Annotated in this window: 16 protein-coding genes and 1 tRNA gene; 7 read left to right on the forward strand and 10 right to left on the reverse strand. The window is 69.4% G+C overall.

The genetic code is table 11. The features are described from left to right. Nucleotides 1-160: 160 nt before the first annotated feature. From QR77_RS16715 to QR77_RS45105, 4 genes are all read right to left on the reverse strand, one after another. A complete protein-coding gene (locus QR77_RS16715; protein WP_040022608.1) occupies nucleotides 161-991 on the reverse strand; it encodes an MBL fold metallo-hydrolase in 831 nt (276 codons plus the stop codon). Then, nucleotides 988-1,965, reverse strand: a complete 978-nt coding sequence (locus QR77_RS16720) for an NUDIX hydrolase (RefSeq protein WP_040022610.1) — start codon at nucleotides 1,963-1,965, stop codon at nucleotides 988-990. The genes QR77_RS16715 and QR77_RS16720 overlap by 4 nt, the downstream gene beginning before the upstream one ends. A 137-nt stretch (nucleotides 1,966-2,102) precedes the next feature. Continuing rightward, nucleotides 2,103-2,573, reverse strand: coding sequence for a RidA family protein (locus QR77_RS16725; protein WP_040022611.1), 471 nt, complete (start codon nucleotides 2,571-2,573; stop codon nucleotides 2,103-2,105). After that, a complete protein-coding gene (locus QR77_RS45105) occupies nucleotides 2,570-2,731 on the reverse strand; it encodes a DUF4177 domain-containing protein (RefSeq protein ID WP_107068945.1) in 162 nt (53 codons plus the stop codon). The genes QR77_RS16725 and QR77_RS45105 overlap by 4 nt, the downstream gene beginning before the upstream one ends. A gap of 72 nt (nucleotides 2,732-2,803) precedes the next feature. Here QR77_RS45105 and QR77_RS16730 point away from each other — a divergent pair, with 72 nt between their 5' ends. Next, nucleotides 2,804-3,766, forward strand: coding sequence for an ArsA-related P-loop ATPase (locus QR77_RS16730; RefSeq protein ID WP_078876763.1), 963 nt, complete (start codon nucleotides 2,804-2,806; stop codon nucleotides 3,764-3,766). After that, nucleotides 3,763-5,133, forward strand: a complete 1,371-nt coding sequence (locus QR77_RS16735; RefSeq protein WP_040022612.1) for an ArsA family ATPase — start codon at nucleotides 3,763-3,765, stop codon at nucleotides 5,131-5,133. Before QR77_RS16730 ends, QR77_RS16735 begins: the two co-directional genes overlap by 4 nt. Before the next feature lie 285 nt (nucleotides 5,134-5,418). Here the strand turns inward: QR77_RS16735 and QR77_RS16740 are convergent, their stop codons facing one another. Further along, nucleotides 5,419-5,763, reverse strand: a complete 345-nt coding sequence (locus tag QR77_RS16740) for a WhiB family transcriptional regulator (RefSeq protein WP_052489619.1) — start codon at nucleotides 5,761-5,763, stop codon at nucleotides 5,419-5,421. Between the two features lie 450 nt (nucleotides 5,764-6,213). On the opposite strand from QR77_RS16740, the gene QR77_RS16745 reads away from it, so the two are divergent. Continuing rightward, the gene (locus QR77_RS16745) at nucleotides 6,214-8,547 is read left to right on the forward strand and encodes a transglycosylase domain-containing protein (protein ID WP_040022615.1); all 2,334 of its coding nucleotides are present in this window, start codon (nucleotides 6,214-6,216) and stop codon (nucleotides 8,545-8,547) included. A 154-nt stretch (nucleotides 8,548-8,701) separates the two neighbouring features. Here the strand turns inward: QR77_RS16745 and QR77_RS16750 are convergent, their stop codons facing one another. Continuing rightward, nucleotides 8,702-9,166: a GatB/YqeY domain-containing protein gene (locus tag QR77_RS16750; RefSeq protein WP_040022617.1), complete on the reverse strand. Its 465-nt coding sequence runs from the start codon at nucleotides 9,164-9,166 to the stop codon at nucleotides 8,702-8,704. A gap of 63 nt (nucleotides 9,167-9,229) precedes the next feature. Here QR77_RS16750 and QR77_RS16755 point away from each other — a divergent pair, with 63 nt between their 5' ends. The 4 genes from QR77_RS16755 to QR77_RS16770 all read left to right on the forward strand — a co-directional run bounded on the left by QR77_RS16755 (nucleotide 9,230) and on the right by QR77_RS16770 (nucleotide 12,830). Then, on the forward strand, nucleotides 9,230-10,156 hold the full coding sequence (locus QR77_RS16755; RefSeq protein WP_040022618.1) for a metallophosphoesterase: 927 nt from the start codon (nucleotides 9,230-9,232) through the stop codon (nucleotides 10,154-10,156). 31 nt (nucleotides 10,157-10,187) lie between these two features. Then, nucleotides 10,188-10,787, forward strand: coding sequence for an HD domain-containing protein (locus QR77_RS16760; RefSeq protein ID WP_040022620.1), 600 nt, complete (start codon nucleotides 10,188-10,190; stop codon nucleotides 10,785-10,787). A gap of 94 nt (nucleotides 10,788-10,881) precedes the next feature. Next, nucleotides 10,882-10,955: transfer RNA gene (locus tag QR77_RS16765), tRNA-Pro, on the forward strand. A 99-nt stretch (nucleotides 10,956-11,054) separates the two neighbouring features. Then, the gene (locus QR77_RS16770; RefSeq protein WP_236710691.1) at nucleotides 11,055-12,830 is read left to right on the forward strand and encodes a PE-PGRS family protein; all 1,776 of its coding nucleotides are present in this window, start codon (nucleotides 11,055-11,057) and stop codon (nucleotides 12,828-12,830) included. Here QR77_RS16770 and QR77_RS16775 read toward each other — a convergent pair. From QR77_RS16775 to QR77_RS16785, 4 genes are all read right to left on the reverse strand, one after another. Beyond that, the gene (locus QR77_RS16775) at nucleotides 12,760-13,602 is read right to left on the reverse strand and encodes a hypothetical protein (protein WP_040022622.1); all 843 of its coding nucleotides are present in this window, start codon (nucleotides 13,600-13,602) and stop codon (nucleotides 12,760-12,762) included. The genes QR77_RS16770 and QR77_RS16775 overlap by 71 nt on opposite strands. Nucleotides 13,603-13,753: 151 nt before the next feature. Continuing rightward, on the reverse strand, nucleotides 13,754-15,289 hold the full coding sequence (locus QR77_RS16780) for a LacI family DNA-binding transcriptional regulator (RefSeq protein WP_040022623.1): 1,536 nt from the start codon (nucleotides 15,287-15,289) through the stop codon (nucleotides 13,754-13,756). A gap of 47 nt (nucleotides 15,290-15,336) precedes the next feature. Beyond that, complete coding sequence (locus QR77_RS43630; RefSeq protein ID WP_078876765.1) at nucleotides 15,337-15,666, reverse strand: helix-turn-helix domain-containing protein; 330 nt, start codon at nucleotides 15,664-15,666, stop codon at nucleotides 15,337-15,339. Nucleotides 15,667-15,792: 126 nt separating this feature from the next. Beyond that, the gene (locus QR77_RS16785) at nucleotides 15,793-16,050 is read right to left on the reverse strand and encodes a helix-turn-helix transcriptional regulator (RefSeq protein WP_040022625.1); all 258 of its coding nucleotides are present in this window, start codon (nucleotides 16,048-16,050) and stop codon (nucleotides 15,793-15,795) included. Between the last annotated feature and the right edge of the window lie 205 nt (nucleotides 16,051-16,255).

The following is a 16,255-nucleotide window of genomic DNA, read 5'->3' on the forward strand; positions in this document are numbered from 1 at the left end:
GCTGTCCGCCCGTGCCACCTGTCCGCCCGGCCTGCCGGTTCGGACGAACATTCCGGTTCGGACGAACATTCCGGTTCGGACGAGCCCTCCGGTCCGGACGAGGACGGGTACGTCGCGCGCGAGGGCTCCCTCGCGCGCGTACCGTCCGGATCGGCCGGGGCTAGATCAGCCCGTGTTCCCGCAGGTACTCCAACTGCGCCCGCACCGACAGCTCCGCCGCCGGCCACAGCGACCTGTCCACCGCCGCGTAGACCTGCGCCACCACCTCCGGCGCGGTGCGGTGGCCGTTCTCGACCGCCGTCTCCACCTGCGCGAGGCGGTTGGCCCGGTGGGCGAGGTAGAACTCCACGGCGCCCTGGGCGTCCTCCAGAACGGGCCCGTGGCCCGGCAGCACCGTATGGACACCGTCGTCGACCGCGAGCGAGCGCAGCCGGCGCAGTGAGTCCAGGTAGTCTCCGAGGCGGCCGTCCGGGTGTGCGACGAGCGTGGTGCCCCGGCCCAGGATCGTGTCGCCGGTCAGCACCGCCCGGTCGGCCGGCAGGTGAAAGCTGAGCGAGTCGCCGGTGTGGCCGGGGGTGGGTACGACCCGCAGCTCCAGGCCGCCCGTCGTCACCACGTCCCCGGCGGCGAGCCCCTCGTCACCGAGGCGCAGCGCCGGGTCGAGGGCCCTGACCGGCGTACGCGTCAGCCGGGCGAAGCGCGTGGCGCCCTCCGCGTGGTCCGGGTGGCCATGGGTGAGCAGGGTCTGCGCGATCCGCTTGCCCGCCCTCTCGGCCGTCGCGATGACCGCCTTGAGGTGTACGTCGTCCAGCGGCCCCGGGTCGATGACGACCGCGAGGTCCGAGTCCGGCTCGGAGACGATCCAGGTGTTGGTGCCGTCGAGGGTCATCGCCGAGGCGTTCGGCGCGAGGACGTTGACCGCGCGCGCCGTGGCGGGCCCGGACAGCACCCCGCCGCGCGGCTGACCGGGAAGAGCGGCGGCCTCGGTCATCGGGAGCCTCCCTCAGGACGGCCCGCGGGACCGACCCGCTTGGTGAACTCTTCATGGCCCGGCCAGCTCAGCACGATCTCCCCGTCCTCCAGCCCGGCCGTCGCCAGAACGGGCGTCATGTCGCGGTCGCCGGCGGCGGCGAGCGCCTCGGCCGCCGAGCCGTACGCCTCAAGCCCGCGCAGCGTCGAGACGGTCGGCGGCATCATCAGCAGCTCGCCCCTGTCGTACGCCGCCGTCGCTTCGGCGGGCCTGATCCAGACCGTACGGTCGGCCTCGGTCGACGCGTTCCTGGTGCGCTGTCCCGCGGGCAGCGCGGCCACGAAGAACCAGGTGTCGTAGCGGCGCGGTTCGAACTCCGGGGTGATCCAGCGGGCCCACGCGCCGAGCAGGTCGCTGCGCAGCACCAGGCGCCGCCGGTCCAGGAAGTCCGCGAAGGACAGCTCGTGGCCGACGAGTGCCAGCCGGTCGGCCTCCCAGTCGTCGCCGGTGGTGTCGCCGACAACCGTTTCGGCGCTCTCCCCGGCGAGCAGGACGCCGGCTTCCTCGAACGTCTCCCTGACCGCCGCGCACACGATGGCCTGCGCCGAGGCGGGGTCCACGCCGAGGCGGCCGGCCCATACGTCACGGCTGGGACCGGCCCAGCCGACGAGGCGGTCGTCGTCCCGGGGATCGACGCCGCCGCCGGGATACACGTACGCACCGGCGGCGAAGGCCATGGACGCCTGGCGGCGCAGCATGTGCACGGCGGGACCGGGACCTGCGGAACCGGGACCCGCAGAACCGGGACCCGCAGAACCGGGACCTGCGGGACCGACCGAACGGGCCGAACCGGCGGAACCGACCGAGCCCGCGGGGTCGTCCCGGAGCAGCATCACCGTCGCGGCCCGGCGCGGTGTCACCGCCGTGATCCGCCCGGCGGCCAGAGCGCGAATCCGCTCCGGCCATTCGGGCGGGTACCACTGACCATTCGACATGGCCGGATCGTATGCGCTGACGCGCGGATGTTCGAGAGGCCCCTGCGAGAGGCCCCTGCGGGGAGCCCCTTCGAGAGGCCCCCGGGCGCTGCCTCCGCCCCGGCGCCTCCGAACGATCCGAGGAGCAGGACCATGGCTCAGTCCTCGGTCAGCTCCACCTGGATCTCGACCTCGACCGGCGCGTCCAGCGGCAGTACCGCCACGCCCACGGCGCTGCGCGCGTGCACGCCCTTGTCACCGAGGACCTGCCCGAGCAGCTCACTCGCGCCGTTGACGACCGCAGGCTGTCCGGTGAAGTCGGGAGCCGATGCGACAAAGCCCACGACCTTCACGACGCGCGCGATGCGGTCCAGGTCGCCCGTGACGGATTTCACTGCGGCCAGAGCGTTCAGCGCACAGGTACGGGCGAGGTTCTTGGCGTCCTCGGGGGTGACCTCGGCGCCCACCTTGCCGGTCAGCGGAAGCTTGCCCTCCACCATCGGGAGCTGGCCCGAGGTGTAGACGTAGCGCCCCGACCGTACGGCGGGCTGGTAGGAGGCCAGCGGCGGTACGACCTCCGGCAGGCTCAGCCCCAGCTCGGCGAGCGTGGCCTCGACCGCCCCGCTCACGCGGTCTTCTCCCTCTTCAGATACGCCACCAACTGTTCGGGGTTGTTCGCGCCGGGGACGACCTGGATCAGCTCCCAGCCGTCCTCGCCCCAGGTGTCCAGGATCTGCTTGGTCGCGTGTACAAGAAGCGGCACAGTTGCGTATTCCCACTTGGTCATGGCGCCGACTGTATCCGTCCCGTGAGGCAGCCTCGTGCGTAGCCCGTGGCCTTACTGGTTAGGCTCGAATGTGTGAGCAGGCTCCAGGTCGTCAGCGGCAAGGGCGGCACCGGTAAGACGACGGTCGCCGCCGCCCTCGCGCTCGCCCTCGCGACCGAGGGCAAGCGCACCCTCCTCGTCGAGGTCGAGGGCAGACAGGGCATCGCACAGCTCTTCGAAACGGAGGCTCTTCCTTACGAGGAGCGCAAGATCGCCGTCGCCTCGGGCGGCGGCGAGGTGTACGCGCTGGCCATCGACGCCGAGCGCGCCCTCCTCGACTATCTCCAGATGTTCTACAAGCTCGGCAGCGCGGGCCGGGCGCTGAAGAAGATCGGCGCGATCGACTTCGCCACGACCATCGCGCCGGGCGTGAGGGACGTACTGCTGACGGGGAAGGCGTGCGAAGCCGTACGCCGCCGGGACAAGCAGGGGCGGTTCGCGTACGACTACGTGGTGATGGACGCGCCGCCCACCGGCCGTATCACCCGCTTCCTGAATGTGAACGACGAGGTGGCCGGGCTGGCGAAGATCGGCCCGATACACAACCAGGCACAGGCCGTGATGCGCGTCCTGAAGTCGCGGCAGACGGCGGTGCACCTGGTGACGCAGTTGGAGGAGATGCCGGTCCAGGAGACCGCCGACGGTGTCGCCGACCTGCGGGCCGCCGAACTGCCGGTCGGCAAGGTCATCGTCAACATGGTCCGGCCGCATCTCGTCGACGAGGCAGCGGTCCGGGCGGCCGCCGGCGACCAGCGCAAGGAGGTCGCCAAAGCACTGGCGGCGGCCGGTCTCGCCGCGCCCACGAAGCTGGTGGGACCGCTCATGGACCAGGCCGCCGAGCACGCGCAGCGCGTCGAGCTGGAGCGCGCACAGCGGGCCGTCCTGGCGAAGCTGGGGCTGCCCACGTACGAACTCCCCCTGCTCGGTGAGGGAATGGACCTCGCCGGTCTGTACCGCATCGCGCGGGAGCTACGCCACCTTGGGGAGACCTCATGAAGCTCGACCCAGCGGCAGCGCCGCTGGCGATCGACCCGCTGCTCGACGACCCGGCCACCCGCATCATCGTGTGCTGCGGGTCGGGCGGGGTCGGCAAGACGACAACGGCCGCGGCTCTGGGCGTACGGGCGGCCGAGCGCGGCCGCAAGGTGGTCGTCCTCACCATCGACCCGGCGCGCAGGCTCGCGCAGTCGATGGGCATCGACTCGCTCGACAACACGCCGCGCCGGGTGAAGGGCGTCGACGGCCCCGGCGAACTCCACGCCATGATGCTCGACATGAAGCGGACCTTCGACGAGATCGTCGAGGCGCACGCGGACAAGGAGCGGGCCCGCGCCATCCTGGAGAATCCTTTCTACCAGTCGCTGTCCGCCGGTTTCGCCGGTACGCAGGAGTACATGGCGATGGAGAAACTGGGGCAGCTCAGGTCGCGCGACGAGTGGGATCTGATCATCGTCGACACGCCTCCCTCCCGGTCGGCGCTGGACTTCCTGGACGCGCCGAAGCGACTCGGGTCGTTCCTCGACGGGAAGTTCATCAGGCTGCTGATGGCACCGGCGAAGATGGGCGGCCGGGCCGGGATGAAGTTCCTGAATGTCGGTATGTCGATGATGACCGGCACGCTGGGGAAGCTGCTCGGCGGGCAGTTCCTGCGTGATGTGCAGACGTTCGTGGCGGCGATGGACACGATGTTCGGCGGGTTCCGTACGCGCGCCGACGCGACGTACCGGCTGCTCCAGGCGCCCGGCACCGCGTTTCTGGTGGTCGCGGCGCCGGAGCGGGACGCGCTGCGCGAGGCCGCGTACTTCGTGGAGCGGCTCGCGGCTGAGGAGATGCCGCTCGCCGGCCTGGTCCTCAACCGTGTGCACGGCAGCGGCGCCGCCCGGCTGTCGGCCGAGCGGGCGCTCGCCGCCGCGGAAAATCTTGAAGAGCTCGGCATTGTGGATCAGGAGCCCGGGAATGGTGTCGGTGACGCCGCTGCCCCGGCGGGCTCCTCTCCCGAAGCCCCCGAGGTTCCCGAGAGCCGGCGCTCACGGCCGAAGTCCGACCAGCCCGCTCCGACCGATCCGCCTGATCTGTCTGACCCGTCCGCCCCGTCCGCTTCCGCGACAGATGCGACCGCTTCCGCCCCCACGCCGGAGCCCACCTCTGTCACAACCGTGGAACAACTGACGGCGGGTCTGCTGCGCCTGCACGCCGAGCGCATGCAGGTGCTCGCACGCGAGCAGCGCACGCGTGACCGCTTCACGTCGCTGCACCCGGAGGTGCCGGTGGCGCACGTACCCGCCCTGCCCGGGGATGTGCACGACCTGGCGGGACTCAGGGCCATCGGCGATCGCCTCTCGGCTGCGGCCGACCAGACGTGACGGGTACGAGGCGCGCGTACGCACAGCACGCGCGTACAGCACGCACGTACGACAGGGGCTGAGGGCAAGGGCTGAGGACAAGGACAGGCGTGACGTGACCTTGTGACCACTTGCCCCGGCGATCAGGTGCGTCGGCGATCAGCCGCCTCAGCAGGCCAGTTGACGTCGCGATCTTGCAGAACCGATCCGGCAGAGAGACGTATCGGTACGGGACGTGCCCGTACCCCGTACGCACCGGGCCGGAACCGAACCGGAACGGACAGAACCGAACCCGACCCCGGGGGCTTACCCGGCCGCCGCGTACGTCTCGTACGTCTCGTCGTCCTCCAAGCCCACGGGCAGAATGCCCACGCTGCGCTCGTACTCCGTGCGCGCGGTCTCCAGCAGCCGGCGCCACGAGGTCACTGTGGGACGCCTGCGCAGAAGTGCGCGGCGCTCCCTCTCCGTCATCCCACCCCACACGCCGAATTCGACGTGGTTGTCCAGCGCGTCAGCCAGGCACTCGGTCCGCACCGGGCATCCCGTGCACACCGCCTTGGCCCTGTTCTGCGCTGCACCTTGAACAAACAGTTCATCCGGATCGGTAGTGCGGCAAGCTGCCTGCGCACTCCAGTCGGTTACCCAGCCCATGCCGGCGCCGTCCTCTCCCGAATCGAGGCTCCCCCACGGCGGCAGCGGCATATTCACCGCTGCCAGTTGAGGACGTTACGGAAGGTGCGCACGGCGCAACACCCCCTTCGGGCCCAATCTTGAATGGCCCGAACGGACTATGCGTACGCGGCAGATCACCCAGAGGAGTGACGCGAGGACATAACAAACCAACCCGGCATAGCCAGGCAATTAACGTGCACCACAACGGACATCAGAGGGCGTACGGGTGTAATTCAGGCAACGCTTTCCGGAGCTTCGGGTGGACCGGAAGGTGATGCCGGAGGGGGAGGGGGTCCGGCACAGCCAGTCGGAGCGGCAGGTCTGACGCGGGTCAGGCGTTGGTGCACAACCATGCCGCTGTGACAGTTGAGTACAGCTTAGGCCAGAGCCTTGACGCCTGTCCGGCGAATGAGAACGTAGGCTGCCCTCATGCGAAAGAAGCGCTCGGGTGGAGGTCTGTCCGGGACCCAGCAGGCCGCGAAGTTCCTCGGTGTCAGCGTGCTCGCGGGAGCGGTGCTGGCCGGCATCGCCCTGCCCGCCGCCGGAGCACTCGGTCTGGCGGCCAAGGGGACGGTCCAGGGATTCGACGAGATCCCCGCCAACCTCAAGACCCCACCCCTGAGTCAGCGCACCACGATCCTCGACGCGCAGGGCGGCACCCTCGCCACCGTCTACTCGCGTGACCGCACGGTCGTGCCGCTCAAGGACATCTCCCCGTACATGCAGAAGGCGCTCGTAGCCATCGAGGACTCGCGCTTCTTCGACCACGGGGCGATCGACGTGAAGGGCGTACTGCGCGCGGCGAACCGCAACGCCCAGACGGGCGGCGTCTCCGAGGGCGCTTCGACCCTCACCCAGCAGTACGTGAAGAACGTCTTCATCGAGGAGGCCGGTGACGACCCGGACAAGGTCGCCCAGGCCACTCAGCAGACGCTGGGCCGCAAGGTCCAGGAGCTGAAGTACGCGATCCAGGTCGAGGACGAGCTGGGCAAGAAGAAGATCCTCGAGAACTACCTGAACATCACGTTCTTCGGTGAGCAGGCGTACGGCGTCGAGGCCGCCGCCCAGCGCTACTTCTCCAAGTCGTCCAAGGACCTGACGCTGGAGGAGGCGGCGCTGCTCGCCGGCATCGTCCAGTCACCGAGCCGCTACGACCCCGTCAACGACCGGGCGGAGGCGACCGAGCGGCGCAACACCGTCCTCCAGCGGATGTACGAGGTCCACGACATCTCCAAGGCGGAGGCCGACCGCGCCAAGGCGACCCCGATCAAGCTCCACGTGAGCAAGCCCAACAACGGCTGCATCACGGCGGTCCAGGGCGCGGGCTTCTTCTGTGACTACGTGCGCGAGGTGTTCCTCTCCGACCCGGTCTTCGGCAAGACGCGCGAGGACCGCAACAAGATCTGGAGCCAGGGCGGCCTGACGATCCGCACGACGCTGGACCCGAAGGCGCAGAAGTCGGCGCAGGCCGCGCTGAAGAACCACGTCAACCAGTCGGACAGCGTCGCCGCCGCCACCACACTCGTCCAGCCGGGGACCGGCAAGGTCGTCGCGATGGCCCAGTCCAAGCCGTACGGCTTCGGCAAGGACGAGACGGTCATCAACTACTCGGTCAACAAGGGCATGGGCGGCTCGAACTTCGGCTTCCCGACCGGCTCGACCTTCAAGCCCTTCGTCGCCGCCGCCGCGATCGAGCAGGGGACGCCGCCGACGCAGGTCTACCCGGCCCCGTACGCGCTCCCGTACCCGTCGACCGTGAGCACGTGCGGCAAGCCATGGGTCAACACGGGGAACGACAAACTCACCAACGAGAACGAGACGGAGCACGGGCCGTACGACCTCAAGAAGGCCATGGCCCTCTCCATCAACACCTACTTCATCCAGATGGTCGGCGACGTCGGGCTGTGCCCGGTCAAGAAGATGACGGACAAGCTCCATGTCGTCCAGGGGAACGGCGACAAGCTCCCGCAGGTCCCGTCGATCGCGCTGGGCGCCCTGGGCCTGTCGCCGCTGACGATGGCCACGGCGTACGCGACGTTCGCCAACGAGGGTACGTACTGCTCGCCCGTCGCGATCGAGTCCATCACGGGCGCGGACGGCAAGAAGCTCGCCGTACCGAAGTCCTCGTGCAGCCAGGCGATGTCGAAGAAGACCGCCGACTCGATCAACACGCTGCTGCGGGGTGTGGTCGACTCCGGTACGGGTAAGGAAGCCGGGCTGACCGACCGGGACAACGCGGGCAAGACCGGTACGACGGACGGCCGTTACAACGCCTGGTTCGTGGGCTACACCCCGAACCTGTCGGGCGCGGTATGGGTCGGCAGCGCTCAGCAGAACGTTCACATGACGGACATCACCATCGGCGGCGTCTTCCACTCCGAGGTGTTCGGGGCCGATACGCCGGGGCCGATCTGGAAGGACGCCATGACGGGCGCGCTGGAGGGCCAGCCGGCGCCGCCCTTCACCACGGTCGACATCCCGGACGCCCCGAAGCCCGGCGACAAGGGCAAACCGGGCGACAACGGCGGCCAGAACGGCGGCCGCCACGGCGGGAAGCCCGGTAACAACGGCGGGCAGAACGGCGACGGCGGCAGCATCGGCGGCGGGGACAACGGCGGGAACGGTCAGAACGGCGGGCAGGACGGCGGGAACGGCGGGAACTTCCCCGGCGGCTTCTCGCTGCCGCCCGGCTTCCCCGGCGGTGGTGACCAGAACGGTGATCAGAACGGTGGCGGAGGCGGGGGCGGCGGGAACTTCCCGTAACCCGCGTTCGCACGCTCGCACGGATGAAGGCGCCCGGCCGGGGAACGACTGGCCGGGCGCCTTCGTGTGCCGGGAGGGGGGCGGGGCGGGGCGTACGACGCGGGGCGGCGCGCGGCGACGCGTACGGCACCAGGGACGCGACCCTCCGTCCCGTCTACTGCGCGAGGAGCTGCTTGACCAGGGCGGCGACCCGGCCGCCCTCGGCCAGACCCGCCACCTTCGGGTTCACGATCTTCATGACGGCGCCCATCGCGCGCGGCCCCTCGGCGCCGCCCGCCTTCGCCTCGCCGACGGCCTGGGCGACGACCTCGCGCAGCTCGTCGTCGGACAACTGCTTGGGCAGATACGTGTCCAGCAGCACGCCCTCGGCCCGCTCACGCTCGGCCTGCGCGGTACGCCCGCCCTGCTCGAACGCCTCCGCCGCCTCACGGCGCTTCTTCGCCTCCCTGGCGATCACCTTCCGCACCTCGTCGTCGGAGAGCTCACGGGCCGTGGTGCCCGAGACCTCCTCCTTCGTGATCGCGGTGAGGGTCAGCCGGAGCGTGGCGGAGCGCAGCTCGTCGCGCGCCCTGATGGCGTCCATGAGGTCGTCGTGCAGCTTTGACTTGAGGCTGGTCATGGGCCAAGTGTGGCAGGTGCCGCGGCGGGGCCGCCCCCGCATTTCGTCTGCGACCATGGGCGCATGCGCGCACGCTACGGAGTACCCCTGTCCATCGCGGCTGTAGGGGCGGCAGGCGTCGCCTACGCCGCCGCGTTCGAAGTCCGCTCGTTCCGGTTGCGGAGGGTGACCGTACCCGTACTGCCGCGTGGTATGCGCGACCTGCGGGTTCTCCAGGTCGCCGACATCCACATGGTGAGCGGCCAGCGCAAGAAACGGCACTGGCTCCAGTCGCTGGCCGGTCTGCGCCCGGATTTCGTCGTCAACACAGGCGACAACCTGTCCGACCCGGAGGGCGTCCCCGAGGTGCTGGACGCGCTGGGCCCGCTGATGGAGTTCCCGGGCGTCTACGTCTTCGGCTCGAACGACTACTACGGCCCGAAACTCCGCAACCCGGCCCGCTACCTCTTCGAGAAGGCCCAGGGCCGCCACGGGCTCAACGGCAACGCACCGGCCGTCTCGGCGGTGCACAACCCGTGGGAGCCCATGCGCGACGCCTTCGACGCCGCCGGCTGGATCGGCCTCAGCAACACCCGGGGGCGGCTGAAGCTCGACGGCCACGAGGTCGCCTTCACCGGCCTGGACGACCCGCACATCAAGCGGGACAGGTACGAGGAGGTCGCCGGCGGCCCCGAACAGGACGCGGACCTCTCGATCGGCCTGGTGCACGCCCCGTACCTGCGGAGCCTGGACGCCTTCACCGCCGACGGCTATCCGCTGATCCTTGCGGGTCACACTCATGGCGGCCAGCTCTGCGTCCCGTTCTACGGCGCCCTGGTCACCAACTGCGACCTGGACACGGACCGGGTGAAGGGCCTCTCCACGCACCGCTCGGCCGGCCACACCTCGTATCTCCACGTATCGGCGGGCTGCGGCACCAACCGCTACACCCCGGTCCGCTTCGCCTGCCCGCCCGAGGCGACGCTCCTCACCCTGACCGCGCGTGCCTGAGGCCCCTCCGGAGTCACGGAGAATCACCGGCATGAAGCTCGACGACCTGATCATCCCGACCACCCCTGCCTGCGCCGCCGCGGCGGAGGTGGCCGCCGCCTACTGCTCCCCCGCCCTGCTGAACCACTCCGTACGCGCCTACGTGTGGGCAGCCGCGTACGGCACGGCGCACGCCATCCCCTTCGACGCGGAACTCCTCTACGTGGCGGCGCTGTTCCACGACCTGGGCCTGGTGGCGGAGTTCGACAGCCACACGGTCCCCTTCGAGGAAGCGGGCGGCCATGTGGCCTGGGTGTTCGCGGCAGGCGCGGGCTGGTCGGCGGCGCGCCGGCTGCGGCTCTCGGAGGTGATCGTCCGGCACATGTGGGACGAGGTGGCCGTCACGACGGACGCGGAGAGCCACCTGCTGGCCCGCTCGACCGGCGTGGACATCTCGGGCCGGAACGTGGACGACTTCACCCCCACGTTCAGGACCGAGGTCCTGCGCCGCCACCCCCGCCTGGGCCTGCCGGACGAGTTCCTGACCTGCTTCCGCGACCAGGCAGAACGCAAACCCACCAGCACGGCGGCCACCGCGGTCACACGCGACAACATCGCCACCAGGATCACGACGAACCCCCTGGACCGCTAACCCCCGCCCCCCACCGGGGCCCACGAAACCGGATTTCGCGTGCGGCCCCCGGTGGGCTAAAGTAAACCTCGTTGCCACCGCAAGAGGCAGCGATCGGGGTGTAGCGCAGCTTGGTAGCGCGCTTCGTTCGGGACGAAGAGGTCGTGGGTTCAAATCCCGCCACCCCGACAGTGAAAACAGCAGGTCAGGGCCGGTGCTGAGAGATCAGCACCGGCCCTGATTTGCGTTGCGGGCCCATTTTGGGAGCCATTTGGGAGCCGACTGGGTGTGATCTTCGGGATCCGGCTCCCGGTGGCTCCCAGCGAGTGGCTCTCCGCCTTTGAGCAAGCCGTGCGCCGCGCGCACCCCGGGAGAGTCATCCCCACGGCTTGTGCCAAGGGGCCCGCAGACGGTACGACGATCGCCATGCACCCATGGTCTCCGTTAAATGACCGGCAGCTCGCGCTCCTCACCCGCATCGGGGGCGGAACCGACCCCGTCACGTCGGACAGCCCCGAGCTCGCTCTTACCGCCCGCGCGCTCAAGGAGCGGCGCCTGATCGCCATGCCCAAGCAGAGTGGGAAGTGGCAGGCGGAGATCACTGACGCGGGATGCTTCTACCTGGAGCACGGCCACCACCCGGACCGGCCGGAACCGGCTCAGCGCAAGCAGCGGTCGGCGGGTTCCGAGCAACTGACACGAACGGCACCTTCACCGCAGAAGCAAGCCACAGCCCCGTCCACGACGAAGCCGGCGCCGCAGCGCACCGCGGAGCCCCCTCAGCCGTTGCCGGCGGAAGTCGGAGCCGCTTTGATCGCGGAGGTACAGCAGGCTGGGCGATTCCTCCGGATCCCGAATCCCAGCGCCGAGGAGCGGGCCCGCTACCGCAGGGCGTTCGACGCAGCGCGGCACTGTGCCCCTGAGGGATACCACCTGAAGTACAGCGGGCGGGCGAAGGGGGACTTCTTCCTCGGGCTGCTCAGGGTGACCGGCGAGGACGAGACCGAGTGGAACCGGATCCGGCTGGCGCGCAGTCGTGTGATCACCGATGTCGAGGACGTGATCGCCGCGGTCACTGCGGACCACAGCGCCTTCGAGATCTCGGAGGATGTCCTCCCCCGGGTGCTCTCGCTGCTCCGGCTCCTTGCTGAGCAAGCCCTCTCACGCCACGGTGAGATCGCGGTGTCGAAGAAGCGCAGGCAGCCGAGGCCGCTGCTCACCGTCCACGGCAGGACGTATGAGGTCAGCTTCCGCGAACGGCAGAAGCCGGTCAGGTACGTCCCCAAGCAGCCGGGCCGCCGTACGTACGACTGGCAACGTGTCACCCCGGCCCAGAAGTCCGAGCCGTCCGGCGAGCTGGAACTGCTGGTCGGCCAGCAGTCGGACTACAGCTACGGCTGCAAGAAGGAATGGGCCGACACCGCCAAGAAGCCGTTGGAGGAGCAGATCGGTTCAGTCTTCCGGGCGTTGAAGGCGCGCGCGGAGGAGCAGGAGCGGGCTCGACTGGAACGTGAGGCGGAGCAGCAGCGCCTGCGAGAGGAGCGGGAGCGGCAGGAGGCCGAGCGCAAGCGCCTGGAAGCGGAGCGGGAGGAGCGCGAGCGGCGGGAGTGGGAGGCCGCCGTCAGCGGGGCTTCGATCAAGGCGGTTCACGCGGTACGGGCCGAGCACTTCGGTACGGCCCTTGAGAAGTGGCAGGCTGCCAGGGAGATCCGGACGCTCTGTGCCGCTCTGGATGAAGCCGCCGCCGCGTCGGAGGACGCCCTCGAAGCCGAGAGACTGCGAGAGTGGTCGGCTTGGGGCAGGGCGGAGGCCGACCGGCTCGACCCCACCCTGAGCGGCAGGGGCCTGGGTTCTCTCAATTTCCACGCGGAGCCGACGGGAGATCAACTGCGGCCGTTCCTCGACGGCTGGCACCCACACCGGCCGGAGAAGGAGAAGAAGCCAGCTACACAGGCGGCGCCGCCCAAGGCGGAGCAAGATCCGTGGCGCGGTCTCATCGACGCACGTCAGGATCAAGGCTGGCGACATGGACCCCAAGGTCGCGCTCAATGGTGGAGGCGATGACGCCGTGGCCACGGTCGCGTAGTGCCTTGACCGCCTTCTCGACCAGCTCTCCGATCCGGATGACCTCGGCACGTAGGGCAACCAACTCGTCGTAGCGGTCGGCCTTGTCTTGGCCGCACCACGCCCGGACGGTTCGCAGGACGGCCGCCTCCGCGTCCAGCTTGCGCTCGTCCCGCCGGTTGTAGGAGTACCAGGAGGGCTGGGCACGCTCCTGCTCGATGTTCTGCTGCTTGCGGTCCACCTCCGGAAGGATCTCGTCGGCGAGTCGGCCGGCCACGTGGCGGGCGATGCGCTCGGTGATCGACCACCCGGCAAGGCACATGCCGTGGCGGTTCTCGTACACCATGGCGTCGCTACGGAGCTCGGCCGCGTCGATGCCTGTGAGTGGTGCCGTCTCGTCGAGGCGGCTCAGCTCCAGAACCCCTGCGTCCGCCACGGTTCGGCGTAGGCGCAGCCTGTTCTTCGGGCGGACGAACCCAAGGATCATGCGGGCGGCCTCGAACTCCGTGCTGCCCCGGACGTGGCGGGAGGACTCCACCAGTGCCAGCTCCGCCGCGTCGTCCGCGCGGAACGTATCGACATCCGCCCACGGTGCTACGAGAGAGCCGGAACTGACCCACTCCTGCAGGCCAACGGCATCACCTTCGAGAAACCGCACGTGGATCCAGCCAGACCTGCCAGGGCCGCCCACTCGAATGATCTCCACCTGGCGAACCGCGCTACCCAGATCCTTCGGCTTGGCGCGGTAGGCCCAGTGTTCGCCAATCTCCATGTGCCCATTGAGCCAGGTCTGTTGGCCCCGCCACTGGGTATTTGCCGTAACTGCCGGAGCGAGCTGACCGCTCCATGTTGACGCTGGGCCGGTGAGGCATCGCGGGAGATGGCTGTGCTCCTGGCGGTGACCGCCAGGAGCACAGCAGCATTCACCGTTGGGGCTCTTCAAGCGCATGCGACTCTCTGCGTGCCCGTAGGAGATCGCCGAGTACACGGACTGGTGACGTGGGGCTCATCGCCAGGCGGGCGTCGAGTGCCGTCTCCCATTGTTCGGTCAGCCCGACCATGAGGCGCCTGCGCATGCCGGGGGTGACGTGGGCGTAGCGAGCGGAGACTGAGCCGTCGATGTGGCCCATGCGTTCGTCCATGAGGACCTTCTCGGTGCCGAGATCCTCCATCACGGTCCGGTGGGTGTGGCGAAGGCCGTGGGGCGTAAGGCCCTTGGCGATCGGGAGCCAGCAGGCGTCGGCTCGGTCGCTTGCGCCGCGTCCTCGGGCCGGGACGCCGGGCCACGGCTCGCCGAGCAGCGGTACGGGACGGGCCTCCTGTGGTGCCTTCCTCGGGTACCAGCCGGAGACCGCCGGGGTGAACAGCCATGTCGCAAAGCCGTTTCGGCGCCAGTGGGCTGCGTGCTGCGCCACCACGCCGCCCCGCACGAATCCCAGGTCCACGATGGCCTGCTCCACCCTCACCCGCTTCGCCTCGGTGACGCGGTCGGGGTGGTTGAGGACGTTGGACACCGTGCCCGTGGAGACTTCGGCACGGCGTGCGACGTCGATGAGCTTCGCGCCCTGGTGGCCGCCGGTGCGGGCCGCGCCCTGTCCCTGGAAGACGTAGGTCTTGCCGTGACACGGGCAGGCTTTCGGCTTCGTTCGGGCGACGTGGTTGGCAACCAGGGCCGACAGCCAGTCCATCGCATCGATCTTGCGGTAGCTGTCGTCCTTGGGCGGACAGCGCACCAGCTCGCCCGTGTCGAGTTCGTACAGCTGCCACTCGACGCGGATGGAGCCTGGGCGGGCGAACTCCGTGTCCAGGCCGACGATTTCGCCCCAGCGCATACCGGTGTATCCCTTGAGGACGACAGCGACGAACTCATCATCGCGGCCGGAGAGCAGGGCGGCCCGTTCGGCGGTCAGCAGGATGCCGAGCGGGTCAGTGATGACCTTCTCCGGGCCGCGGTAGCGGGAGCGGCCGGCGCGCTTACCGCGTCCGCGCCGCCTGGCCGCCGGGTTGGACGTGATCAAGCCCTCGTCGATCGCGTCCTCGAAGATCAGGTGGAGCGTCGAGCGCCAGGTCTTGACGCTGGAGGCCGCGTACACGGCCTTCTCCTTCTTCTCCCACAGATCGACGTCCGTGCGCAGGACGCCGGCGAGCCCTTTGTCCTCGAAGTCGGGGAGCAGGTGCTCCTCGATGTGACGCTTGTAATTCTGCATGGTCGAGGCGGCCAGGTCCTGGGCCGCGTACCAGCGGTTCGCGTACTCGCCGAAGGTCTCCTGGCCAAGCGACGGGTCGCGCCAGTCACCGCGCCGGTACTTGTTCTCGGCCTCGCTCGCGGCGCGCTGGGCCTCGCCCTTGGTGGCGAACCGGATCGCCTTGCCGTTCTCGTCGGCGACCGTGAGGTGCATGCCGGGCGCGGTCTTGTATCTGCCGCGCCAGTAGTTCCCACGCTTCTCCGCGAAACCCAACTTCCGTCTTCCTCCTTGCTCTTGGCTCGTGGCTGGGTGCGGGCGCGCTACGCGACGGTCTCGTACTGGGTACGGCGCGGCGGCCGGGCCCGCAGATGCCCCGTCGTCGCGTCCGTAGTCGGCCGAGGAGACTGGGCGGCGCGAGTTCGTGCAGCGGGAGGACTTGTTACTGCTGGACCGGCCGGCGCACTGCTGAAGGATTGCTTCGGGCGCTCTTCGTGGAGGCGGACGATCTCGGCGAGGTGTACGGCGGTGAAGCGGTAGGCGCGACCGACGCGGGTGTGCGGGATGAGGCCGCGCCGAGCACGGTCCTTGACCCACCAGGCGGAACAGCCGAGGGCTTCGGCGATTTCTTCGGGGCGGTAGAGACGGGGCAAGGAAGCTCCGCCCTCGGTGCTAGGAAGGCGGCGTACGAGGGCAGGGGGTATCTCGGAGTGGTGCAAGAAGAGTGGGTCCTAACTCGGTTGGGGGCCTGCTCACTCAGCAGTGCTGGGCGGCCTTCGTCACATGGCGCTCGGTCTCTGCAGCAGCACGAGGGGCGAGACGTGGAGGGCCTGGGCGAGGGCGACGAGGTCGTCGATGTCGCAGCGGCGTTCGGCACATTCGATGCGGGACAGCATCGTGTTGGACATCGGGCGGCCGAGGGCGGTGACACGGGCGGCCAACTCTCCTTGGGCGAGACCGCGTTCGGTACGGAGGACTTCGATGGTGCGGGCGGTCCGTATTCCGGCCGGACCGATTTCCAGGGATCGTGCTGCCATAGCTCCAATTGGAACTCGCATTCGCCGGTTTGGTAAACCGGCGATCGTCGGCTATGTTGCGCCCGGCCGGGCAAGGGGAGTTGCTGCGGGTTGGGTTCCGGGCAGCCGGCGGGTGATGGCTGCATCGGTCGGACGGGTGCTCTGACATGGGATGTTGTGTTGTAGCTTGCGCTCCGACGGAGGTCAACGGCCTCCCGATGTGATC

This window comes from Streptomyces sp. 150FB (assembly GCF_000818195.1).
In the GTDB taxonomy this organism is placed as follows: domain Bacteria; phylum Actinomycetota; class Actinomycetes; order Streptomycetales; family Streptomycetaceae; genus Streptomyces.

Bases quoted from the DNA above. Each gene is read 5' to 3' on its own strand.
- QR77_RS16740 (WP_052489619.1), bottom strand. From the start codon at position 5,763: ATGGGCTGGGTAACCGACTGGAGTGCGCAGGCAGCTTGCCGCACTACC.
- QR77_RS16760 (WP_040022620.1), top strand. From the start codon at position 10,188: ATGAAGCTCGACGACCTGATCATCCCGACCACCCCTGCCTGCGCCGCC.
- QR77_RS16745 (WP_040022615.1), top strand. From the start codon at position 6,214: ATGCGAAAGAAGCGCTCGGGTGGAGGTCTGTCCGGGACCCAGCAGGCC.
- QR77_RS16720 (WP_040022610.1), bottom strand. From the start codon at position 1,965: ATGTCGAATGGTCAGTGGTACCCGCCCGAATGGCCGGAGCGGATTCGC.
- QR77_RS16750 (WP_040022617.1), bottom strand. From the start codon at position 9,166: ATGACCAGCCTCAAGTCAAAGCTGCACGACGACCTCATGGACGCCATC.
- QR77_RS16715 (WP_040022608.1), bottom strand. From the start codon at position 991: ATGACCGAGGCCGCCGCTCTTCCCGGTCAGCCGCGCGGCGGGGTGCTG.
- QR77_RS45105 (WP_107068945.1), bottom strand. From the start codon at position 2,731: ATGACCAAGTGGGAATACGCAACTGTGCCGCTTCTTGTACACGCGACC.
- QR77_RS16785 (WP_040022625.1), bottom strand. From the start codon at position 16,050: ATGGCAGCACGATCCCTGGAAATCGGTCCGGCCGGAATACGGACCGCC.
- QR77_RS16755 (WP_040022618.1), top strand. From the start codon at position 9,230: ATGCGCGCACGCTACGGAGTACCCCTGTCCATCGCGGCTGTAGGGGCG.
- QR77_RS16775 (WP_040022622.1), bottom strand. From the start codon at position 13,602: ATGGAGATTGGCGAACACTGGGCCTACCGCGCCAAGCCGAAGGATCTG.
- QR77_RS16735 (WP_040022612.1), top strand. From the start codon at position 3,763: ATGAAGCTCGACCCAGCGGCAGCGCCGCTGGCGATCGACCCGCTGCTC.